Annotated in this window: 20 protein-coding genes, 3 tRNA genes and 2 pseudogenes; 15 read left to right on the plus strand and 10 right to left on the minus strand. The window is 56.1% G+C overall.

Features of this window, described 5'->3' with window-relative positions:
* Positions 1-54: 54 nt before the first annotated feature.
* Entirely contained in the window at positions 55-1,221 is a 1,167-nt protein-coding gene (locus BHE81_RS07685) for an MFS transporter (RefSeq protein WP_023280184.1), read from the minus strand.
* A 167-nt stretch (positions 1,222-1,388) separates the two neighbouring features.
* Complete coding sequence (locus BHE81_RS07690) at positions 1,389-1,481, minus strand: YnhF family membrane protein (RefSeq protein ID WP_002907776.1); 93 nt, start codon at positions 1,479-1,481, stop codon at positions 1,389-1,391.
* Positions 1,482-1,773: 292 nt separating this feature from the next.
* On the opposite strand from BHE81_RS07690, the gene purR reads away from it, so the two are divergent.
* Complete coding sequence (gene purR, locus BHE81_RS07695; protein ID WP_023342777.1) at positions 1,774-2,799, plus strand: HTH-type transcriptional repressor PurR; 1,026 nt, start codon at positions 1,774-1,776, stop codon at positions 2,797-2,799.
* On the opposite strand, the gene punR is transcribed toward purR, so the two are convergent.
* Positions 2,726-3,730, minus strand: a complete 1,005-nt coding sequence (gene punR / locus BHE81_RS07700; protein WP_023316933.1) for a DNA-binding transcriptional activator PunR — start codon at positions 3,728-3,730, stop codon at positions 2,726-2,728. The two genes, purR and punR, sit on opposite strands and share 74 nt — an antisense overlap.
* A 112-nt stretch (positions 3,731-3,842) precedes the next feature.
* Here punR and punC point away from each other — a divergent pair, with 112 nt between their 5' ends.
* Positions 3,843-5,024: a purine nucleoside transporter PunC gene (gene punC, locus BHE81_RS07705; RefSeq protein WP_002907785.1), complete on the plus strand. Its 1,182-nt coding sequence runs from the start codon at positions 3,843-3,845 to the stop codon at positions 5,022-5,024.
* Between the two features lie 292 nt (positions 5,025-5,316).
* Positions 5,317-6,465 carry a cyclopropane fatty acyl phospholipid synthase gene (gene cfa / locus BHE81_RS07710; protein ID WP_002907788.1) on the plus strand — a complete coding sequence of 383 codons (1,149 nt, stop codon included), beginning with the start codon at positions 5,317-5,319 and terminating at the stop codon, positions 6,463-6,465.
* A 36-nt stretch (positions 6,466-6,501) separates the two neighbouring features.
* On the opposite strand, the gene BHE81_RS07715 is transcribed toward cfa, so the two are convergent.
* The gene (locus tag BHE81_RS07715; protein ID WP_002907792.1) at positions 6,502-7,137 is read right to left on the minus strand and encodes a riboflavin synthase; all 636 of its coding nucleotides are present in this window, start codon (positions 7,135-7,137) and stop codon (positions 6,502-6,504) included.
* Positions 7,138-7,366: 229 nt separating this feature from the next.
* On the opposite strand from BHE81_RS07715, the gene mdtK reads away from it, so the two are divergent.
* Positions 7,367-8,740 carry an MdtK family multidrug efflux MATE transporter gene (gene mdtK / locus BHE81_RS07720; RefSeq protein ID WP_004148609.1) on the plus strand — a complete coding sequence of 458 codons (1,374 nt, stop codon included), beginning with the start codon at positions 7,367-7,369 and terminating at the stop codon, positions 8,738-8,740.
* 175 nt (positions 8,741-8,915) lie between these two features.
* Positions 8,916-9,254 carry an acid resistance repetitive basic protein Asr gene (gene asr, locus BHE81_RS07725; protein WP_032428160.1) on the plus strand — a complete coding sequence of 113 codons (339 nt, stop codon included), beginning with the start codon at positions 8,916-8,918 and terminating at the stop codon, positions 9,252-9,254.
* 140 nt (positions 9,255-9,394) lie between these two features.
* Here asr and BHE81_RS07730 read toward each other — a convergent pair whose 3' ends face one another.
* Positions 9,395-9,973, minus strand: coding sequence for a TIGR00730 family Rossman fold protein (locus tag BHE81_RS07730; RefSeq protein WP_004175848.1), 579 nt, complete (start codon positions 9,971-9,973; stop codon positions 9,395-9,397).
* Between the two features lie 254 nt (positions 9,974-10,227).
* Here BHE81_RS07730 and BHE81_RS07735 point away from each other — a divergent pair.
* The 3 genes from BHE81_RS07735 to BHE81_RS07745 all read left to right on the plus strand — a co-directional run bounded on the left by BHE81_RS07735 (position 10,228) and on the right by BHE81_RS07745 (position 10,466).
* Positions 10,228-10,304: transfer RNA gene (locus BHE81_RS07735), tRNA-Val, on the plus strand.
* A 4-nt stretch (positions 10,305-10,308) separates the two neighbouring features.
* Positions 10,309-10,385, plus strand: a tRNA-Val gene (locus BHE81_RS07740).
* A gap of 4 nt (positions 10,386-10,389) precedes the next feature.
* Positions 10,390-10,466, plus strand: a tRNA-Val gene (locus tag BHE81_RS07745).
* A gap of 709 nt (positions 10,467-11,175) precedes the next feature.
* Here BHE81_RS07745 and BHE81_RS29115 read toward each other — a convergent pair.
* Positions 11,176-11,298, minus strand: a pseudogene (locus BHE81_RS29115) (hypothetical protein); the annotation flags it as partial.
* Positions 11,299-12,160: 862 nt separating this feature from the next.
* Positions 12,161-12,912 (minus strand): annotated as a pseudogene (locus tag BHE81_RS07765) (SDR family oxidoreductase).
* Positions 12,913-13,010: 98 nt separating this feature from the next.
* On the opposite strand from BHE81_RS07765, the gene BHE81_RS07770 reads away from it, so the two are divergent.
* The gene (locus tag BHE81_RS07770; protein ID WP_004180175.1) at positions 13,011-13,937 is read left to right on the plus strand and encodes an AraC family transcriptional regulator; all 927 of its coding nucleotides are present in this window, start codon (positions 13,011-13,013) and stop codon (positions 13,935-13,937) included.
* Here BHE81_RS07770 and BHE81_RS07775 read toward each other — a convergent pair.
* Entirely contained in the window at positions 13,934-14,818 is an 885-nt protein-coding gene (locus BHE81_RS07775) for a LysR substrate-binding domain-containing protein (RefSeq protein WP_023342774.1), read from the minus strand. The two genes, BHE81_RS07770 and BHE81_RS07775, sit on opposite strands and share 4 nt — an antisense overlap.
* Positions 14,819-14,974: 156 nt before the next feature.
* Between BHE81_RS07775 and BHE81_RS07780 the strand changes: the two genes are divergently transcribed.
* Together BHE81_RS07780 and BHE81_RS07785 are read left to right on the plus strand one after the other, a co-directional pair.
* Positions 14,975-15,490 (plus strand): DUF4286 family protein, encoded by a 516-nt coding sequence (locus BHE81_RS07780; protein WP_004180177.1) that lies wholly within the window; start codon positions 14,975-14,977, stop codon positions 15,488-15,490.
* A 7-nt stretch (positions 15,491-15,497) separates the two neighbouring features.
* Positions 15,498-16,334, plus strand: coding sequence for an MBL fold metallo-hydrolase (locus tag BHE81_RS07785; RefSeq protein WP_004180178.1), 837 nt, complete (start codon positions 15,498-15,500; stop codon positions 16,332-16,334).
* Positions 16,335-16,421: 87 nt separating this feature from the next.
* Here the strand turns inward: BHE81_RS07785 and BHE81_RS28125 are convergent, their stop codons facing one another.
* Entirely contained in the window at positions 16,422-16,571 is a 150-nt protein-coding gene (locus BHE81_RS28125; protein ID WP_002907802.1) for a hypothetical protein, read from the minus strand.
* A gap of 401 nt (positions 16,572-16,972) precedes the next feature.
* Here BHE81_RS28125 and BHE81_RS07790 point away from each other — a divergent pair, with 401 nt between their 5' ends.
* From BHE81_RS07790 to BHE81_RS07800, 3 genes are all read left to right on the plus strand, one after another.
* A complete protein-coding gene (locus BHE81_RS07790) occupies positions 16,973-17,407 on the plus strand; it encodes a winged helix-turn-helix domain-containing protein (protein WP_004143863.1) in 435 nt (144 codons plus the stop codon).
* A 45-nt stretch (positions 17,408-17,452) separates the two neighbouring features.
* On the plus strand, positions 17,453-18,151 hold the full coding sequence (locus BHE81_RS07795) for a hypothetical protein (RefSeq protein WP_004184290.1): 699 nt from the start codon (positions 17,453-17,455) through the stop codon (positions 18,149-18,151).
* A gap of 102 nt (positions 18,152-18,253) precedes the next feature.
* Entirely contained in the window at positions 18,254-18,463 is a 210-nt protein-coding gene (locus BHE81_RS07800) for a YdgH/BhsA/McbA-like domain containing protein (RefSeq protein WP_002907807.1), read from the plus strand.
* Positions 18,464-18,775: 312 nt separating this feature from the next.
* Here the strand turns inward: BHE81_RS07800 and BHE81_RS07805 are convergent, their stop codons facing one another.
* The gene (locus BHE81_RS07805) at positions 18,776-19,411 is read right to left on the minus strand and encodes a carbonic anhydrase (RefSeq protein ID WP_002907811.1); all 636 of its coding nucleotides are present in this window, start codon (positions 19,409-19,411) and stop codon (positions 18,776-18,778) included.
* A gap of 249 nt (positions 19,412-19,660) precedes the next feature.
* Between BHE81_RS07805 and BHE81_RS07810 the strand changes: the two genes are divergently transcribed.
* Positions 19,661-20,290, plus strand: coding sequence for a LysE family translocator (locus BHE81_RS07810; RefSeq protein ID WP_002907812.1), 630 nt, complete (start codon positions 19,661-19,663; stop codon positions 20,288-20,290).

A 20,290-nucleotide genomic window follows, 5' to 3' on the forward strand; every position in this document is an offset into this window, starting at 1 on the left:
CGCAGCGGGGTCTCCCCGGCTGCGGTTTTTTTTTTGCCCTTGCCCAGCCGATGATTACTGGCTGGCGAAAGCCTCTTCCGGCTGCGCTCGCCCGCTAAACCAGACCAGCAGCAGCGCCAGACCAGCGATAATTGCGCCCATCACCGGCACAAACGCATATCCCAGTCCGCCAGAGATCACCGCCCCACCGACGGCGGCGCCCAGCGCGTTGCCGAGGTTGAACGCGCCGATATTCACCGAAGAAGAGAGCCCCGGCGCCTCATGCGCTACGCGCATAACCCGCATCTGCAGCGGCGGAACCACCGCAAAGGTTGCTGCGCCCCAGACAATCATGCTGATGGCCGCCCCGGCCTGGGATTGCGCCAGCAGCGGGATCGCCAGCATGATCGCCATCAGCAGCAGCAGAAAGCCCTTCAGCGTGCCGGAGACCGACCGGTCAGCAAATTTGCCGCCCAGATAGTTGCCTAGCGAAAAACCGACGCCAATCAGCACCAGCATCGCGGTTATAAACAGCGATGAAGCGTGGGTCAGCGTATTGAGCACTGGCGAAATGTAGGTATACAGCGTAAACATCGCCCCGGCGCCCAGCACGGTGGTCAGCAACGCGGAGAGCACCTGCGGGCGCAGCAGGACAGAAAGCTCTTTTTTGACATCAGGACGTTCCCCCGCGCTGCCCTTCGGCAGGGAGAACCACAGGCTAACCATCGCCAGCAGGCCTAATCCCGCAGTAGCAAGGAAGGACATCCGCCAACCGATGGTTTCGCCAAGCCAGGTGGCCGCCGGCACGCCGCCAATGTTGGCGATGGTCAGGCCCATAAACATAGTGGCTACCGCGCTGGCCTGCTTATGCTTTGGCACGACGCTGGCCGCCACCACCGATCCCAGGCCGAAAAAAGCGCCGTGGTTGAGGCTGGTAATAATGCGCGACAGCAGCAGCGTGGTGTAATCCGGCGCGATGGATGACAACAGGTTGCCGACGGTGAAGATCCCCATCAGAAAAATCAGCGCATTGCGCCGTGCGCGATGCGACAATAGCAGCGTCATCAGCGGTGCGCCGACCATGACGCCGATGGCATATGCACTGATCAGCATTCCCGCTACCGGTATCGAGACGTCCACACCTTTCGCAATCACCGGCAGCAATCCCATCGGGGAGAACTCGGTGGTACCGATGCCAAAGGCGCCGATCGCCAGCGCAAGTAAAGGAAAGTTGATTTTCATTCAATGACTCCATCAGACCGTCAGAGAGGACGGCGTAACATCAGAAGTCAAAAGCATGACATCAATCACAAAAAAACAAAAGTGAACGAAATGACAAAAGATTTTTGCAGAATTGATAATAATGGCGGGATATGGGGAGGAAGCGGCGCTCCTCCCTCAGCGAAACATTAGTGCAGTATGGCGGTCAGGCTGAAAGCGACAATCACGCCGAGAGCAATAATCGTGGTGATCAGCGAAAACTTTAAATTGGTATCCATCATTTTTCCCTCTTGTTATCCCCACACCAAAAGTGAGCTTGCTCATTTTTGCACAAAAAATCGCAAAAATCTTCCGGGATTTAGGGCGATGCACATTTTTGCTCTTCCACTTTGCCCCAAGATCGGACAAAATCCCACGCTAATTTAAAAGCGTATCGGCCATTGACCCCTTCCTGTCGTTCTGTGTCGTTTTCCCGACGTGATGCAATGTTGAAAATTGTATTCAGGGTGTGTGTAGGCAAACGTTTACGTATCGATGATCAGGCGATCAGGTCAAGGCATGGAGTGAGATGTAATGGCAACTATTAAAGATGTAGCGAAACGCGCAAACGTTTCCACTACAACTGTGTCACATGTAATTAACAAAACCCGTTTCGTTGCCGAAGAGACGCGTAATGCGGTATGGGCGGCGATCAAAGAGCTGCACTACTCGCCGAGCGCCGTGGCGCGCAGCCTGAAAGTCAATCACACCAAATCGATTGGCCTGCTGGCGACCAGTAGCGAAGCCGCCTATTTCGCTGAAATTATTGAGTCCGTTGAAAAGAGCTGCTTCCAGAAGGGCTATACTCTGATCCTCGGTAACGCGTGGAACGATCTGGAAAAACAGCGCGCCTATCTGTCGATGATGGCGCAAAAGCGCGTAGACGGTCTGCTGGTGATGTGTTCCGAGTATCCGGATTCGGTATTGAGCATGCTGGAAGAGTACCGCCATATCCCGATGGTGGTGATGGACTGGGGCGAGGCGAAAGCCGACTTCACCGATGCGGTGATCGATAACGCCTTCCAGGGCGGCTATATCGCCGGACGCTACCTGATTGAACGCGGCCATCGCGAAATCGGCGTGATCCCGGGTCCGCTGGAACGCAACACCGGCGCGGGGCGACTGGCCGGCTTCATGCAGGCGATGAAAGAGGCGCATATCAGCGTGCCGGAAAACTGGATTGTGCAGGGCGACTTCGAGCCGGAGTCCGGCTACCGCGCAATGCAGCAGATCCTAAACCAGCAGCACCGCCCGACGGCGGTCTTCTGCGGCGGCGATATCATGGCGATGGGCGCTATCTGCGCGGCGGATGAAATGGGACTGCGGGTGCCGCAGGACATTTCGCTGATCGGTTATGATAATGTGCGCAACGCCCGCTATTTCAGCCCGGCGTTAACCACCATTCATCAGCCGAAAGATTCCCTGGGCGAGGCCGCATTTAACATGCTGTTGGATCGTATCGTCAACAAGCGTGTAGAGTCGCAGTCTATCGAAGTGCACCCCCGTCTGGTTGAGCGCCGCTCGGTAGCGGATGGCCCGTTTGTCGATTATCGTCGTTAAGGCATCTGGCGGGCGCGGATCTCTCCGGCGCCCGCAGCCACTCCCGATTCAGCGTGTCGCTGTCCCCCAGATAGTCAAGCATCCAGTTCAGCGCCGGTGAGGCATCGTTCTGCTGCCACGTCAGGCAGCAGGCGGCATCCGGGAACGGATTTTCCAGCGCCAGCGCAGTCCACTCGCCGCGATCTATCCATGGACGGGCGAAATGGCTCGGCACCATGCCGACGCAGAGTCCTGCCGACAAACAGGTTGCTGATGATTCCCAGTCAGGGACGACTACCCTCTTCTGGTTATCCAGCAACCATGTTGTCCGTTTAGGCAACGAGCGCGAGGTATCCTCCCGCACCAGCGACGGCCAGTTACGCAGGACGTCGTCGCTCAGGGGTCCATCCATCTTCGCCAGCGGATGATCGCTCGCCACCACGCAGTCCCAGCTCAGCATCCCCATATCGCGGAACGCATAGCGACCGCCGACCGGAATAGATCGCGTTGCGCCAATCGCCAGCTCAACGCGGCCGTCGGCCAGCGCATCCCATACACCATTGAATACTTCTTGAAAGACGATCAGTTCGACGTCGGGAAAATGGCGATAGAAATCGACGATCATCTGACGCATCCGCGCCGGTTTCACAATATCATCCACTGCGATCGACAACTGTCCGCGCCAGCCGTTCGCAATTTGCTGACACTGCTGGCGGGTGATCTGCATTTTTTTGATAACAGAGCGCCCTTCCTGTAAAAACCAGACCCCGGCGGGGGTCAACTCCACATCACGATGGCGACGCTCAAATAAGGGAACGGCGAGCCACTCTTCGAGCTGACGCACGGTATAGCTGACCGCGGAAGGCACCCGGTGAAGCTCCTGCGCGGCCGCGCTGAAGCTGCCGTTACGGGCGACGGCATCAACCACTTCCAGAGAGTATTCAGACCACATTTTCTGCCTGCAAAATTTTTGAATGCATGTGACAAATATTAGCGTTTCACAAGCCACAATGCACTCCCTACACTCTGCGGCATCGTACCTGTACACCAACTATGAGAACGTTATGTCACAACCCGGGAAAGGATTTTTAGTCTGGCTGGCCGGCCTGAGCGTGCTGGGCTTTCTGGCCACCGATATGTACCTGCCGGCGTTTGCCGCCATGCAGCAGGATCTCAACACCTCCGCCGCCTCCATTAGCGCCAGCCTGAGCCTGTTCCTCGCCGGCTTCGCGCTGGGCCAGCTGTTCTGGGGACCGCTGTCGGACCGCTATGGACGTAAACCGGTGCTGCTGAGCGGCCTGGCGATTTTCGCGGCCGGCTGTCTGGGGATGCTGTGGGTGCACAACGCCACCCTGATGCTGGCGCTGCGCTTTCTGCAGGCGATTGGCGTCTGTGCCGCGGCCGTTACCTGGCAGGCAATGGTCGCCGATTACTATCCTGCCCAGCGCACGAACCGCATCTTCGCCACCATTATGCCGCTGGTAGGACTGTCGCCGGCGCTGGCCCCGCTGCTGGGCAGCTGGCTGCTGGTGCACTTCGAGTGGCAAGCCATCTTCGCCACCCTGTTCGCCATCACTCTGCTGCTGATGCTGCCTGCCCTGCGCCTGAAGGCAGCCGCGAAGTCAGTAGTAGTGACGCAGCAAAAGATCACCTTTCTCGCGCTGCTGCGCTCCCGGGAATACAGCGGCAACGTCCTGATCTACGCCGCCTGTTCCGCCAGCTTCTTCGCCTGGCTTACCGGTTCACCTTTTATCCTGCATGAAATGGGCTATGGCCCAACCGCTATCGGCCTGAGCTATATTCCGCAGACCATCGCCTTTCTGGTGGGAGGCTATGGCTGTCGCGCGCTGCTGCAGAAATGGTCCGGTCAACAGATGCTGCCGTGGCTGCTGGTGATTTTTGCCGTCAGCGTAGCCGCCACCTGGCTGGTGGGCCTGCAAACCCATGCCTCGCTGGTGGCGTTAATGATCCCGTTCTGCATGATGGCGGTGGTCAACGGCGGGATCTACCCCATCGTGGTTGCTCAGGCGCTGAAGCCTTTTCCGCAGGCGACCGGCCGCGCGGCGGCGCTGCAAAATACCCTGCAGCTTGGCCTGTGCTTCCTGACCAGTCTGCTGGTATCCGCGCTGATCGCCACGCCGCTGCTGACCACCACCAGCGTAATGCTGGTTTCGATTGGCTTAGCCGGAATAGGCTATCGCCTGCAGCAGACGCCGGAGCTGACACCCCACTCTTCCCACGCGTAATGCCCGTCGCCAGGGCCCGGACCAGTCGTTAGCATGCTAAGAAATTTTTATTGAAAGCCAGTACTTAGCGTCCTATACTGGATCCGGGTTCACATAAATAGAAAATAGTTACAGATTAACGGATGCAGGATGCCTCCGTTTCACCATGGAAGGCCTTTCGGCAAGGGTTATCTCCCTTCCTCTGTTTACGTCGGATAGCGACTTCACGGATTATCCGTGAGATTTCTCACAAAGCCAAAAAAGCGTCTACGCTGTTTTAAGGTTCTGATCACTTGGGCGTGATGGAGAAGCTATGAGTTCATCGTGTATAGAAGAAGTAAGTGTACCAAATGATGACTGGTACCGGATTGCAGCTGAATTATTAGGCCGTGCGGGAATTGAAATCAATGGCTCCGCGCCGTCCGACCTGCGGGTTAAAAATCCTCTCTTTTTTAAACGGGTTTTGCAGGAAGGTTCGCTGGGTTTAGGCGAAAGCTATATGGACGGCTGGTGGGAATGCGAGCGTCTGGATATATTCTTCCACAAGGTGTTACGCGCCGGGTTGGAAAAGCAGCTCCCACACCATTTCAAAGACACACTCCGCATCGCAGGCGCTCGTCTGTTTAATCTACAAAGTAAAAAACGTGCCTGGATTGTCGGTAAAGAGCACTACGACCTCGGCAACGATCTCTTCAGCCGGATGCTTGATCCCTATATGCAGTATTCCTGCGGTTACTGGAAAGAGGCGCAGAGCCTCGAGGCCGCCCAGCAGGCTAAGCTGGATCTCATCTGCCGCAAACTGGAGCTGGAGCCAGGCATGCGGGTATTGGATATTGGCTGTGGATGGGGCGGTCTCGCCGAATATATGGCGCGAAATTATCAGGTCAGCGTCGTCGGCGTCACTATCTCCGCCGAACAGCAAAAAATGGCCCAGGCGCGCTGCGCCGATCTCGATGTAGAGATTCGTCTCCAGGATTATCGCGATCTGCACGACAGCTTTGACCGCATCGTCTCCGTTGGCATGTTTGAGCACGTGGGGCCGAAAAATTACGCTACCTACTTTGAGGTTGCCGACCGTAATTTGAAACCCAACGGCCGCTTTTTACTGCACACCATTGGCTCCAAGGTCACCGACCATAACGTTGACCCGTGGATCGATAAATATATCTTCCCGAACGGCTGCCTGCCTTCCGTGCGTCACATTGCCGAAGCCAGCGAGAAGCATTTTGTGATGGAAGACTGGCACAACTTCGGCGCCGATTACGACACGACCCTGATGGCCTGGTATGAGCGTTTCCTCGCCAGCTGGCCGGAAATTGCCGATAACTATTCTGAGCGTTTCAAACGCATGTTTACCTATTATCTGAACGCCTGCGCCGGCGCCTTCCGCGCCCGCGACATTCAGCTCTGGCAGGTGGTGTTCTCGCGCGGTATTGAACATGGACTGCGCGTCGCCCGTTAAATAACACTCCCCCGCTTATCGGCGGGGGATTTTTTTTCAGGCTTCATTGACCTTAGCCGCCATCTCTTTCGCGGCCAGCACGCGTTCGACCGTATCGACAACCGCCTGGGTCTGCGGATCAATCTCAATATTGACGCGATCGCCCAGTTTTTTCGCTCCCAGGGTGGTCCGCTGCAGCGTCTCCGGAATAAGATGCACGCAGAAACGGGTCGCCGTCACCTCACCCACCGTCAGACTAATGCCGTCAATACCGATGAATCCTTTATAGAGGATGTATTTCATCAGCGTTGGATCCTGCACTTTAAACCAGATCTGACGGTTATTTTCGGAAGTCAGAATCTTCACGATTTCCGCGGTGGTCATAATGTGGCCGGACATTAAATGCCCGCCGATTTCATCACTAAATTTCGCCGCTCGCTCGACGTTCACTTCATCGCCGACCTGAATATCGCCAAGATTGGTAATCCGCAGCGTCTCTTTCATCAGATCGAAGCTGATGCGCGCGCCGTTGATTTCGGTCACCGTCAGGCAGCAGCCGTTGTTGGCTACCGAGGCGCCGGTTTCCAGCCCCTCCAGCATATGTGCCGGTAACTCAACCACGTGAGTGCGAAAATTGGGTTTATCATCAATGGAGACCACTTTCGCGGTTCCCTGAACAATACCAGTAAACATGTTTGGCTCCTGTTGAAAATCATGACGGTATCATTACCGCTTTCGCTATCGGGAACAATAACAGGAGGGCAAAGCGGTTGCCAGCGCGCTTCGTGCCTCGACTCTTTTTTCACTGGCTTAATAGCCAATCCTCGCTACAATAGACTGGAAATTCCTCATTTTTATCCCCTTGCTGCCAGTTACGGCGGCTTTTTTAGTCTCAAAATAACAACAATTCGAAGGTGTTCACGTGCAGAAGTATTTCGTTGAAGCGCGTCAGTTATTAGCTCTGGCTATACCCGTCATTCTTGCGCAGGTAGCGCAGACGGCGATGGGTTTTGTCGATACCGTGATGGCGGGTGGCTACAGCGCCACGGATATGGCCGCCGTGGCCATCGGGACCTCCATCTGGCTGCCGGCGATCCTCTTCGGCCACGGCCTTCTGCTGGCGCTGACCCCGGTGGTGGCGCAGCTTAACGGATCCGGGCGGCGAGAGCGTATCGCGCCGCAGGTGCGTCAGGGCTTCTGGCTGGCCGGCTTTGTCTCGGTGCTGATCATGGTCGTGCTGTGGAACGCCGGATACATCATCAGCTCCATGCATAACATCGATCCGCTGTTGGCAGAGAAGGCGGTTGGCTACCTGCGCGCGCTGCTGTGGGGCGCTCCGGGCTATCTGTTCTTCCAGGTCGCCCGTAACCAGTGTGAAGGGCTGGCAAAAACCAAGCCCGGGATGGTCATGGGCTTTATTGGATTACTGGTCAACATTCCGGTGAACTATATTTTTATCTATGGTCATTTCGGCATGCCCGAGCTGGGCGGCGTCGGCTGCGGTGTGGCGACGGCCTCCGTTTACTGGGTGATGTTCGCCAGCATGCTGTGGTGGGTGCGCCGGGCGCGTACGATGCGCGATATCCGCTGCGCCGAGCGCTTCAGCGGCCCTGATTTTGCCGTCCTGTTACGGCTGGTGCAGCTGGGGCTGCCCATTGCTCTGGCGCTGTTCTTTGAAGTCACTCTGTTTGCCGTCGTCGCGCTGCTGGTCTCCCCGCTCGGGATCATTGACGTCGCTGGTCACCAGATCGCGCTTAATTTCAGCTCGCTGATGTTCGTTCTGCCGCTGTCGCTGGCGGCGGCGGTCACCATTCGCGTCGGCTTCCGCCTTGGCCAGGGCTCAACGATCGATGCCCAGGTTTCGGCCCGCACCGGCGTGGGCGTGGGGGTCTGCCTGGCGGTATTTACCGCTATCTTTACCGTCCTGATGCGTAAGCAGATTGCGCTGCTGTATAACGATAATCCCGAAGTGGTGACGCTGGCCTCGCACCTGATGCTGCTGGCGGCTATCTATCAGATCTCCGACTCTATTCAGGTGATCGGCAGCGGCATTCTGCGCGGCTATAAAGATACGCGGTCTATCTTTTTCATTACCTTTACCGCGTACTGGGTGCTGGGTTTGCCGAGCGGCTATCTGCTGGCGCTGACCGATATGATTGTGCCCCGCATGGGACCTGCCGGTTTCTGGTGCGGATTTATCATCGGTCTGACCTCCGCCGCCATCATGATGATGCTGCGGATGCGTTTTCTGCAGCGCCAGCCTTCCAGCATCATCTTACAGCGCGCTGCGCGCTAACTTGTCTAAGCCCGCCGCTCCGGCGGGCTTTTTCGTTCTTCGCTATAACGGCGCGTTGTACATTCCGTTACTCCCTGACACCAAAGACTCACTGATAGCCTCCCGGCAGGCGCTTATAGTGTTGCCAACAGCCCCGCAGTGGGGTTACTCAAGAAACCAAGTCGAGGATTTCAGAATGAAAAAAGTATTAGCTCTGGTCGTTGCCGCTGCTATGGGTCTGTCATCAGTTGCTTTCGCTGCCGATGCGGCAAGCACCACCCCGAGTGCAGCAGCCAGCCATACTACCGTTCACCATAAGAAACATCACAAAGCGGCCGCGAAACCGGCAGCCGAGCAGAAAGCGCAGGCGGCGAAGAAACACCACAAAGCTGCTGCAAAACCGGCTGCTGAGCAAAAAGCCCAGGCGGCGAAGAAACACCACAAAACCGCTGCGAAACCGGCAGTCGCGCAGAAAGCGCAGGCTGCAAAGAAACATCATAAAGCGGCACACCACGCAGCTAAACCGGCGGCATAATGGTCAGGGCGTTAAGGTGATAAACCGGCGCTGAACAGCGCCGGTTTTTTTTCAGGAGGACATCATGCTGCAACGCTATCGCTTCGAATTGCTGCTGTTACTGCTCATCGTCTGCGCGCTGTTTACCCTGCGCTTGATGTTTAAATAGCTGGCTGCTGAACCCATTTACGGGCCGGCGGCGTATAGTCGCGAAAACCGGCGATAATCTCGTCTGCCGAGGTAGCGAACGGCAGCATCTCCGCGTAGCGCGGGTGCATAAACCCTTCCCGTACCATGTTATCGACCATCGCCTGAAGCGGATCGTAATAACCCTTAATATTCAGGAACGCGCACGGTTTCTCATGGATCCCCAGCTGCGCCCAGGTCCATTGTTCGAAAATCTCCTCGAGCGTCCCCGCCCCGCCCGGCAGGGCAATAAAGCCATCCGCCAGCGCCGCCATTTTGGTTTTCCGCTCGTGCATATCCTCGACCACATGCAGCTCCGTCAAGCCGCGGTGGGCAATTTCCCGCTCCACCAGGCCGCGCGGCATCACGCCGATCACCACGCCACCGGCCTCCAGCGCCGCATCGGCGACCGCCCCCATCAGACCAACTTTGCCGCCGCCATAGACAAGCGCCAACCCCTGCTGCGCCAGCGTACGTCCAACCAGACGGGCGGTTTCGAGGTACAGCGGATGTTCGCCAGCTGAAGAACCGCAGAAAATACCAATCGATTTCATCTTCGTTATGACTCCTTCTCTTCTGGTGGCCGATAATTTAACACATCGCCAACCCTTCCGCGCAGGTTTGGACTGCCTGAAAAATAAGAGCCGTGATGCTCGCTGGCGAAGAAATATCCTTGTGGTTCAGTAAAATATATCCGGAATGAGTAAAAGTTCCGCAATCGCATGCAATGTGCAAGAAAAGTGACGTTTACCTCTTGCCACATCCCCTCCCTGCCGCTAATATGCGTCCCCGTTGTCACCACAACATTGCGTTCGTAGCTCAGTTGGTTAGAGCACCACCTTGACATGGTGGGGGTCGTTGGTTCGAGTCCAATCGAACGCACCATAATGCGTTTATAGCTCAGTTGGTTAGAGCACCACCTTGACATGGTGGGGGTCGTTGGTTCGAGTCCAATTAAACGCACCATAATGCGTCTGTAGCTCAGTTGGTTAGAGCACCACCTTGACATGGTGGGGGTCGATGGTTCGAGTCCATTCAGACGCACCAATCATCTTTCCTTCTGTAATTCCTGAATTTTATCACCTGCTCCCCGTTGGTATTGCTGACTTAAAATGTTGTGTTTTGGCAAAGCGTTTTCCTTGCATAGTCCATACTAGTCCACATGAGTGCTAAGGAAGCCAACCCTTTTAATGAGCATCAAAAATCGATCAACAGACCACGCCGTTTAATTTCTTAATGATAATCATTCCATTCATCATAAATATATGCATATGCAAATCGATATATCAGATACCCCACCAGGAATTCCACAACTGAAAGTAAACCCCAGAGAAATTTATATTCATTTACTGAGAAAAAAAAGAACCAACCAGCCAGCGCGATACCTGAAGCACCTAATCCCATCCCAGCCCCTCTGATAACACGGGAAAACAGGATGAGTAATGTTCGTTTTATATTCATAATCCACCAAAGAAATATTCACATATTTTGTTAAATTCTGCTGGATTCTTATCACTGGCCATACACGCTGTTTCGAAAGGTTTTACAATCTCCTCAACATGAAAATACAGAAGATCCAGATCTCGCAGATTTTGCAGTTTATCATGCAGTACCGGATTTCTGCGCTTCAGATATCGGGACGTGTATATTGCTCTGGATGTTTCAGCTCCAACGGATAATAATAATCCGGCAAGACTTCCTGCAAAAAAAGCGGACACTCCTCTTGAGGCGTTCCCCTCTTCCTCATCCCGCTCCGCGTCAGGTGCTGCGGCTTCGGTCCTGCCGCCATATGGGTTAACAGTTGCTGATTCAGCAGGCTGTCGATATTGCGCCCCCCCGGTGAACAACCATCCGGTAGCGTGACTGCCTCGGCGGTTGCTTTACCAAACTGGTTGCGTCGTTTATCAGCCTGTTCCTCATCGCTTCACTCCATCTTTTCTGGCGTTAAAATTCATCATTACGACCTCCATTCGTTACCCTTCGCCACCCACTGGTCGCGCTATCGCACCCGCCTGCTTTCGCGAACGCTACCGCCCGTCGCTGTCTCCCTACAGGAACCCAAAGCGCACTGGGTAAGGCAGAACGGTGATCTTTTATTTAACGCCCGGAATAACAGTCGCTCAGCTATACATGCACAAGGAAATCCCGTTCGTATCCACATCCTGCCGGAGTACGTCCAGTTTTAATTCAGTGGCATCTCGGTTCAGATCGGGAGTAACTGCGTAATGCTGAAAAAGACGACAAACAGAATAAAAAAAATAAACTGACAATATTTTGTAAGACGAGAGAAGGAGGCCGTCTGGACGCAGGGCGGAAGCGGTGGCTTCGCAACAACAATATTCCATACTGAAAACTATTCCCTGGTGTAAAAAAGCGAGCGCGCGGTACAACCGGGAGGAAACCATGCCACAGTAAAATAAAGAAAGTCCAGCCCCGACCGGGCCAGACTAACTTTTTAAGATTAACGCCCGAATTACATTGAGAATTTACATATAAATGACCTGAGCCATTGATCATCTAATAATATTGCGGACGGATCGCACACATCCAGAATAAGCTGCGAAAACGCACCATGAAATACATTGCTGTCCTGATTTATATCAGTAAATCCCCCCGACCGTTATATCGTATAACAGCTCATATTATCCAGGCGATCCTGACAGAGATAATATTCCCCGACCATAAAGCGCAGCGGCAGCTTGCGCACCCACCGTCTGACAGACAAGTCCCGCATATTGCCTTCAGACAAGGCGATGACTGGCCTGCGCCATCGCCAGGGCGTCTTCCCCTGCCGGCAGCCGCGAAGGGGCATCAGGATCGTGCACCATTCGCCAGACGGCCTGAGCGACATCGGTCGCCTGCGTCACGCTGGCGTTATCCTGCATGCTGTCGAAGATCTGCTGGCCGAGCGCCGCATAGCTCTCGGGGAGCTGTCCCATCGTCCGGCGGGCGTTTTCCCCGAACCGGGTCTGCGGGGCGCGTCCCGGGAGGATCAGCCCGACGCGAATATTAAAAGCACGGAGCTCCAGCGCCAGCGACTCCGTGAAGGCATTCACCGCCGCCTTACTCGCGGTGTAGACAGCAGCAGGGGCATCGGTTGCAGGGTGACCGCCGAGGTAATATTAACGATGGTCCCGCTTCGGCGCTCTCTGAACCGGGGGATCACCGCCTGGGTCATGGCAATCGTTCCCAGGGTATTGGTGGCAAACAGGTTGGCTATCGCCTCGCGCGGGGCGCCCTCCAGGGCATTAAGCATCCCCACCCCGGCGTTGTTAACCAGCACATCAATCTCTCCTACTTCGGCAATGGCCTCTGCGATACTCTGCGCCGAAGTGACGTCAAGACGTACCAGCCGCAGGCGGTCGCTGGCGGGTAACACACCTTCCTGCGGAGCGCGCATCGTGGCAATAACCTTCCAGCCTTGCTCGAGAAAATAACGCGCCGTCTCCAGGCCAAAACCCGATGAACAGCCGGTGATCATTATCGTTTGCATATCTCTGTCTCCGAATGGCTTCTTCCTTTTCATCATAGACAGGCCGTGCCGGACGATATAGGGTCAATAATCCATCATTCTTTAGCAGGAGTCCGGAAATGAGCGATCCGCTGGCGGAGGTCATCGCGATGTTAAATCTCAGAGCGGTGCTGACCAAAACCATCGAGGGGGCGGGAGACTGGCGAGTCCGGCGCTCGGATCAGGGGTTGTCATTTTATGGCGTCGTGCTGGAAGGCGGCTGTCGGCTGGAAATTGACCAGCATGAGCCGCAGATCCTGCGCGCCGGGGATTTTATTCTGATCCCGGCGGCGTACCGCTTCTCGCTAACCAGCCTGACCCCGCCTCCTTCACCGGCGCTGGAAACCATCCCGGTGCAACTGGCGGAGGGACACTTTCGGCTGGGCGCCCTCGACAAGCCTGCGCAGATGCAGGCGCTGATTGGCCACTGCGCTTCCGGTTCAACGAACGCCAGCCTGCTGGCCTCGCTGTTGCCAGCCTTTGTGGTGGTCCGCAATCAACCGCGGCTGGCCACCTTTGTCGGGCTGCTGAAAGAGGAAGCGCAGGCGGATCGCGCGGGCAAATCTTTCGTTCTGGCGCGAATGGTTGAGCTGCTTTTTATCGAGGCCATCCGTTCCTCCGGCACGCTCGCGACCCCCGGTCTGATGCGCGGGCTGAGCGACCCGCGGGTCGCCCAGGCAATCCGTCTGCTGCATCAGGCCCCCGCCAGACGCTGGACGGTCAACGCCCTGGCCGCCGACTGCGCGCTGTCTCGCTCGACGTTATTTGAACGCTTTACCGACCTGACCGGGATGACCCCGATGGGCTATCTGTTAGGCTGGCGAATGACCCTGGCCATGCAGTGGCTGAGCGAGACGGGCATCAGCATTGCGGATATCGCCGAGCGCATCGGCTATGGCTCGGCCAGCGCGTTCAGCGTAGCTTTTACCCGTTATACCGGGATATCGCCGGGCAAATATGCCCGCCAGCGGGCGGCGCTAAATGTCTCCCGGCCAGCTCTGACTTAACCTGCCGCAATCTCCGTCTGCAGCCAGCGCTCAAACATCTGCAGCGCTGGCTCCCCCTCCCCGCCGCCGGGTTTGATCAAGCAGAAGCGCTTAGCCAGCGTCGGGGAGCCCGGCCACGGGGCGGCCAGCGTTCCGGCGCGCAGCTCGCTTTCCACATACATCTTCGGCACCAGGGCCACTCCCTGCTGACTTAGTACCGCGGCGATCGCCATCTCATGCAGATCGTAGCGCGGCCCCTGGGCGGGGTTATCCAGCGCCAGACCGCACTCACGGGCATAGTGCAGCCAGGCGTCCGGGTTTTGCCGCCGGTGAATGCGCGTTAGCCGGTTAAGCAGCCCCGGAAGATCGTCATCCGTCAGCAGCGCAGCATGGCAGACCGGCAGCAAATACTCCGCAAATAAAAACGTCACCTCCATTCCGGTCCACGCCGGGTGTTCAAAATGGATGGCGGCATCAAATCCGCTTCCCGGCAGAATGAAGGGATCGCTGCGGGCGGCGATATTGACCACGATATGCGGATGCTGCGCCGCAAAGCGCCCGAGCCGGGGAATTAACCAGCGGCTGGCGAAGGTGGGGAGCACGGAGATCTCCAGGCTGCGGCCATCGACGGGCATCCCGCTGACGTCATGGGTGTCCCGTTCCAGGCGAGCGAGGATCTCGCGGACCTGACGAGCATAGCGGGCGCCTGCCGGATTGAGCCGCACCCGGCTCCCCGTCCTGTCGAAGAGTTTACTGTCGAGGAGCGCTTCCAGACGGGCAATCTGCCGGCTGATGGCCCCTTCCGTTAACGCGAGCTCCGCCGCCGCGCGGGCAAAGTTGCCGTGACGAGCCGCGGCCTCAAAAGCCAGTAGCGCAGCGCTGCTGGGGATTTTACGACGCATAGCCAATGCTCCTTGTGCAGGCTCACCGAAAGTCAGTGACAGAATATCACTACGCCTTGAATTAACATCGTTTTTCAGCGCCATTTTTAGCCGATAGGATGATGAAAACTCACTAAAGCGCCTTGTGCGCCACATCATCTGTTCATCGAGGTCACTATGCTCTATGTCGTCGAATGCGCCTACACCGATCCCCAAAGCGAAGCGGCGTGGAATACCTTTTACAATCAGGAAAAACTACCGGCGCTGGTCTCTGTGCCCGGTTTCTACGCCTCCCAGCGCTTCCGCGCTCTTAGCGAGGGCTGCCCCTGCTACCTGGCGCTGCACGATATCCACGATGCTACCGTCATCGACAGCGACGCCTACCGCCGCAACGGCGGCGGCCATTTTGCCCGCTGGCAATCGGCGATCGCCGACTGGCATCGCCATCTCTATCTAACGAATAATACGCTGCGGGAGGTTGCCCCGGATGAAGTGCTGCTGCTGGGCGATACCGCGGAGGACTTGCCCGTCGCTGCGCCGATACTCCTGCAGCCTGGCGGCCTGGCGACCGAACAAACCCGGTATGCCGCCATCCTCCCACGAGACAACCTGCATCACCTGGCCACGACTGCCGCCGTCTTTATCTATCAGCCCATCACCGCCCGGTTACGCAACCCGGCGCAGCGCGCGTGAGGTCGCCATGTCACCTGCTCCCTTTTATACGTTGACCGCTGGCGACCTGACGGTGACTGCCGTGAGTGATGGTCTGATGTCAGCGCCGCTGTCCTTACTCTCGGGTATCTCACGGGAGGAGGCGGAACATCTGCAGCGGCATTCAGGATTAGCCTCGCCGGAGACCATTGCGATTGGCGCCTATCTGATCCGCGGTCGCGGGAATACGGTGCTGGTGGATACCGGCACCGGCGGAGCCAATGGCGTTGGCGGCGAACTTATCGCCAATCTGGCGCGGCTCGGCGTTGGTCCCGAGGAGATCGACGCCATCCTTCTCACCCACGCCCATCCGGACCATATCGGCGGCCTGCTGTCCGCCGCTGGTACGCCAGCGTATCCCAACGCCACGGTGTTCCTGCCTACGCGGGAAAGCGCTTACTGGCTGGCAACATCCACGTTCGACAACGCCAGCGATCGCGGCCGGCGCAACGTGCTGCTTGTTCGCCGTGTACTGGCGAACTGCGCGGCGCAAATCAGCGGGGTTGATGATGAGGAGGTGATCGCCGGGATCCGCCCGTGCCCTCTGCCCGGCCATACGCCCGGGCATACCGGGTATCGTCTCGAAGCGGGCGATACCTCGCTGCTGATCTGGGGGGATATCGTCCATTTCCCGTCCATTCAGTCTGCGCGGCCAGAAGCCTCGGTCGCCTTCGACGTCGATCCTGAACAGGCCCGGCGTACCAGGGAGATCCTGCTGCGCCAGGCCGCCAGCGAACGGTGGTTGATTGCCGGTATGCATCTTGGCCTGCCGGGATTCGCCAGAGTGGAGAACACCGCCTCAGGCTATTGTCTGCGCTCGGTGTGATCGTTGAGCAGAACAATGACCACAGTAAAACCCCGGTCGCGGCATGAGCACGACCGGGGCGTTTTGTCCGGGAAAGTGGACGAGCCGTTAACCGCGGCTCTTCCAGCCTTTTTTACTTTTGCAGCTAGCTTTGGTGGCGACCCACGGGTGACGTAGCTGAGTCAACTGAAGATCCTGGGAGGCCGGGCTGGCCGACCAGCGTTTGTTGCACAGAGGCTTACGAGTTGCAATGACCATAAAAACGCTCCTGAAAAGTAATGAACCATTCCCTGGGTAGTTCCACAAGTTCAGAATTAGCGTATCACCGCGTAACGGAAGTTATTTCAATCTTTGTTTTAGAATGTAAATGGTCATCGCCCTCTGAAATAGCTTAAATTGATCCAAATCAATTTAAGTGCATTTATTTTTCGATGCCACCTATATTTTCAAGCGCTTACCTTCGCCAGTCGCCTGATTAAGACTTTTCCTATACCGCATAATACAACAGAATCAAGCGATATTATCAGATTTTTATTCTAGTTATGTATGGCTGTGTGGTTATTTGTTTTGATTATTCTAACTGATAAAATTCACTTGGTCAGTCAGCAGCGGGCAGGTACTCTGCACCGGCAAGAAGAGGATTTGTCAGGGAGTTGTGGATGACTAAAGGCTATAAACTACTTGGCTATAAGTTAGCGGATAATATTTTCTACTGCCTGCATCATCGGGAAATTATCACGCTGCGCGGGACACGGACGCAAGTCCAGCTACGCAGCACCATGGCCTGTTTACTGGAGTACCTGCTGGCGCACGGCAGAGAACGTCTGGTCAGCGATGAAGAGTTAATGATTAACGTTTGGGAAAAAAATAATCTCCGCCCTTCCGCGCAGCGCCTATGGCAGGTTATTCAGAGCTTAAAGTCTCGCTTACACCAGGCTGGCGTGGAGAGCGCGTTAATCATCCGCGTTAAGTGCGCGGGGTATTATATTAATAACGTTTACGTAGCCGAAATTTATTCATACAAACCGCCGGGGATGATGAATTATATAAACACTTCGCCTGCTGATATGAATAAGCTTCTGGTACGCAGCTAATCCCCTCCCCGCGCCGTTTACATCGCCAGCAACAGGGTTTATTCGTTGAATATTTTAATTCACAGCAATAATATTTATTTTAATATCGGTATCGCCCAGTGTTTTCGGGATATTCAGAAAACAGCGCCCGAATTAAAGGTTATTCACTCCCTGCCCCTCAGCCATCTTCCAGAACTGTCCGGGCTGGATGTGATTATTTTGTCACTGGAAAACTATCATGATTACCTGGCTGCCGCTGAAATCGCTCAGCACTTTCAGGGCCTGGTCATTGGCTTTACGTCAGCCGGCAATGTAAGGCGCGGACGCCCCTTTTTCGCGGATACCCTACTGTGGGTCAGCCAGCGCGAAGCGGTACGTGAAGTGAGCCGCCTTCTGCGCTGCCTGGCCGAGCGCCGCTGGCCACTCGTGCCGCGTCACCAACGTCAGAGCGTTTCTTTCCGTCAACGAGCCCCGCTCAACCGCCTGGAGATGCGGATGATTGATGCCACCATGAAGGGTCAGTCGGTTCATCAAATGGCCGCTACGCTGGGGATTAATCGCAAGCGGGTCTATAACGGCCTGGAAAGGATTAAAGTGAATTTCCGCCTGGTCAGTCATAGCCATTTTCATCATTTCATGACCGACAGGCTCTCTTTTAGTCGCCTGTCTGCCGACCTCCGATGCCTGACCACAGCAGCTAATGCAACCCTGCCGCCGCGCGCAGCCTCGAGGCTGGCGGAAAATCATTCATATTATTTGAAATAGTTTCGCAAATTGTTTTGATTTTAGGCTCCAGCAATCAAGCGTATTCTTTATCACATCAGGGCAACAGGCCCTTTATCAGACACCAAATTAAGGAATACGACCATGAAATTCATCAAAACTTTCGTTGCTGTTGCTGCGCTGTCTCTGTTCTCTGCTGCCAGCTTTGCTCAGAGCGTCAGCGCCACTGCCTCCACGCTGGACCGCGCGGAAGCTAAAATTGCCGCCCAGGCCGCAGAACAGGGTGCATCCTATAAAATTACCAGCGCCCAGTTTAACAACCGTGTTCATATGACGGCTGAACTGAGCAAATAAACCCTTGCCCCTAAACGTTTCCTAAAGCGCCGCCTGGACGGCGCTTTAGTTTTTCCCCCTTCCTGACCTTTCCCGGCAGGTCCATGCGGCATTCGCCGGATCCCGGACAATACTGACTCTCAGCACAAAAAGAGCCTGATAGCAATAAATACCCGATTGGCTGGATTATCTGCGGCTTGTCGGCGTAAAGCGGAGAGGTCTGTCGCCGCGAATCAGTCGGAGGCCTTCCGCTGTCTGCAAAGCGGCGCCCATTTTGGCAAAATTTGCGTGGCGTGGTGAGGGTTTGCAGGGCCTCCGTGCCCTGGAAAGACTTTATTCGAAAAAGACGTCCGGATTTTCCGACAGCGAAACAAAGGATTTCGTGTTTTTATCCAGCGCCTGAATATCGCCGGTTTCGATGTCGTAGAACCAGCCATGCAGGCGCAGGGTATGGTCGCGCAGACCAACCGCCACCGAAGGATGGGTCTTGATGTTATTCAGTTGGGCGATGACGTTTTCCTGCACCATGCCATTGACCTTATCGGTTTCGCTAGCCCAGGTTTTCTTTTCCACCACCGCTTTCGCGGCATCGGCATAGCGTAGCCAGTGAGACACCGCCGGCATCGGCTCAAGGCACTGACAGGTGGCGATCGCTTTCATCGCGCCGCAGTTGGAATGGCCGCAGATCACGATATCCGTCACGCCCAGCGCAACCACGGCATATTCGATGGTCGCGGAAACGCCGCCCGGCTCCGGCCCGAAAGACGGCACGATATTCCCGGCATTACGAATGACAAAGAGCTGTCCCGGCTCCTGCTGGGTAACCAGTTCCGGCACCAGACGGCTGTCAGAACAGGAGATGAAAAGCGCTTTGGGATTCTGGCTGGAGGCCAGGCTGCGGAAGAGTTCTTTACGCTGGGGGAAGATCTCTTTCTGGAAGTTGAGGAAGCCCTCAATGATATGTTGCATAGCAGTGTCTCTTCTCTGTAGTTATTACGGTATGACAAAGATCACAGTTATTCAGTTTACCATCGATGACAAGAATGGGAATCGTTATTCAAACAGTTGCGCAGAAAACGCGCGCCGCCAACGCCTGCTTCTCCCCGTCTAATACACACCTTTTTGACGTGCTTTCCTGAACCAGTTTGCTACTCTGTCTGCTCCAACCGTCCACACGTTACCGACCGCCTGCCTGCGGCGGACATAACAGGAGTCGCTATGTTCCTATCCAGCCTGATGGCCATTGCCGCGGTGCTGATCATGGGCGTGATCAGTCCCGGCCCAAGCTTTATCTTTGTCGCGCGCAATGCCGTCGCTCGCTCGCGTCTGCACGGTATGGTGACCGCCCTCGGTACCGGCGCCGGTGCGGCCATTTTCTCCATTATGGCGATGCTGGGCCTGCAGAAGGTGCTCACCGCGGTGCCGGAGCTGTTTATTGGTTTGAAGGTGGCGGGCGGGCTCTATCTGCTGTGGCTGGGCTATAAAATTTTTCGCGGGTCGGCGCAGCCGATGGATTTTTCCGCCAGCGGGATGGCCGGCAACCGCTCTTTGCTGAAGACCTTCCGCGACGGGCTGTATACTCAGCTCAGCAATCCCAAAACGGCGCTGGTGTTCGCCTCAATTTTTACCGCCCTGCTGCCGGCGCAGATCCCCACCGCCTTCTATTACATCGTGCCGCTGATGAGCTTTCTGATCGACGTCAGCTGGTATTCGCTGGTGGCGCTGGTGCTGTCTGCCGACCGCCCGCGGCGCGTCTACCTGCGGCTGAAGCGGCGGATCGACATCGCCACAGCGACGGTGCTGGGGGCGCTGGGCCTGCGGCTTATCGCCACCTCCCTCACCCGCTAG

This window comes from Klebsiella sp. AqSCr, from assembly GCF_008452795.1.
GTDB lineage: Bacteria > Pseudomonadota > Gammaproteobacteria > Enterobacterales > Enterobacteriaceae > Klebsiella > Klebsiella pneumoniae.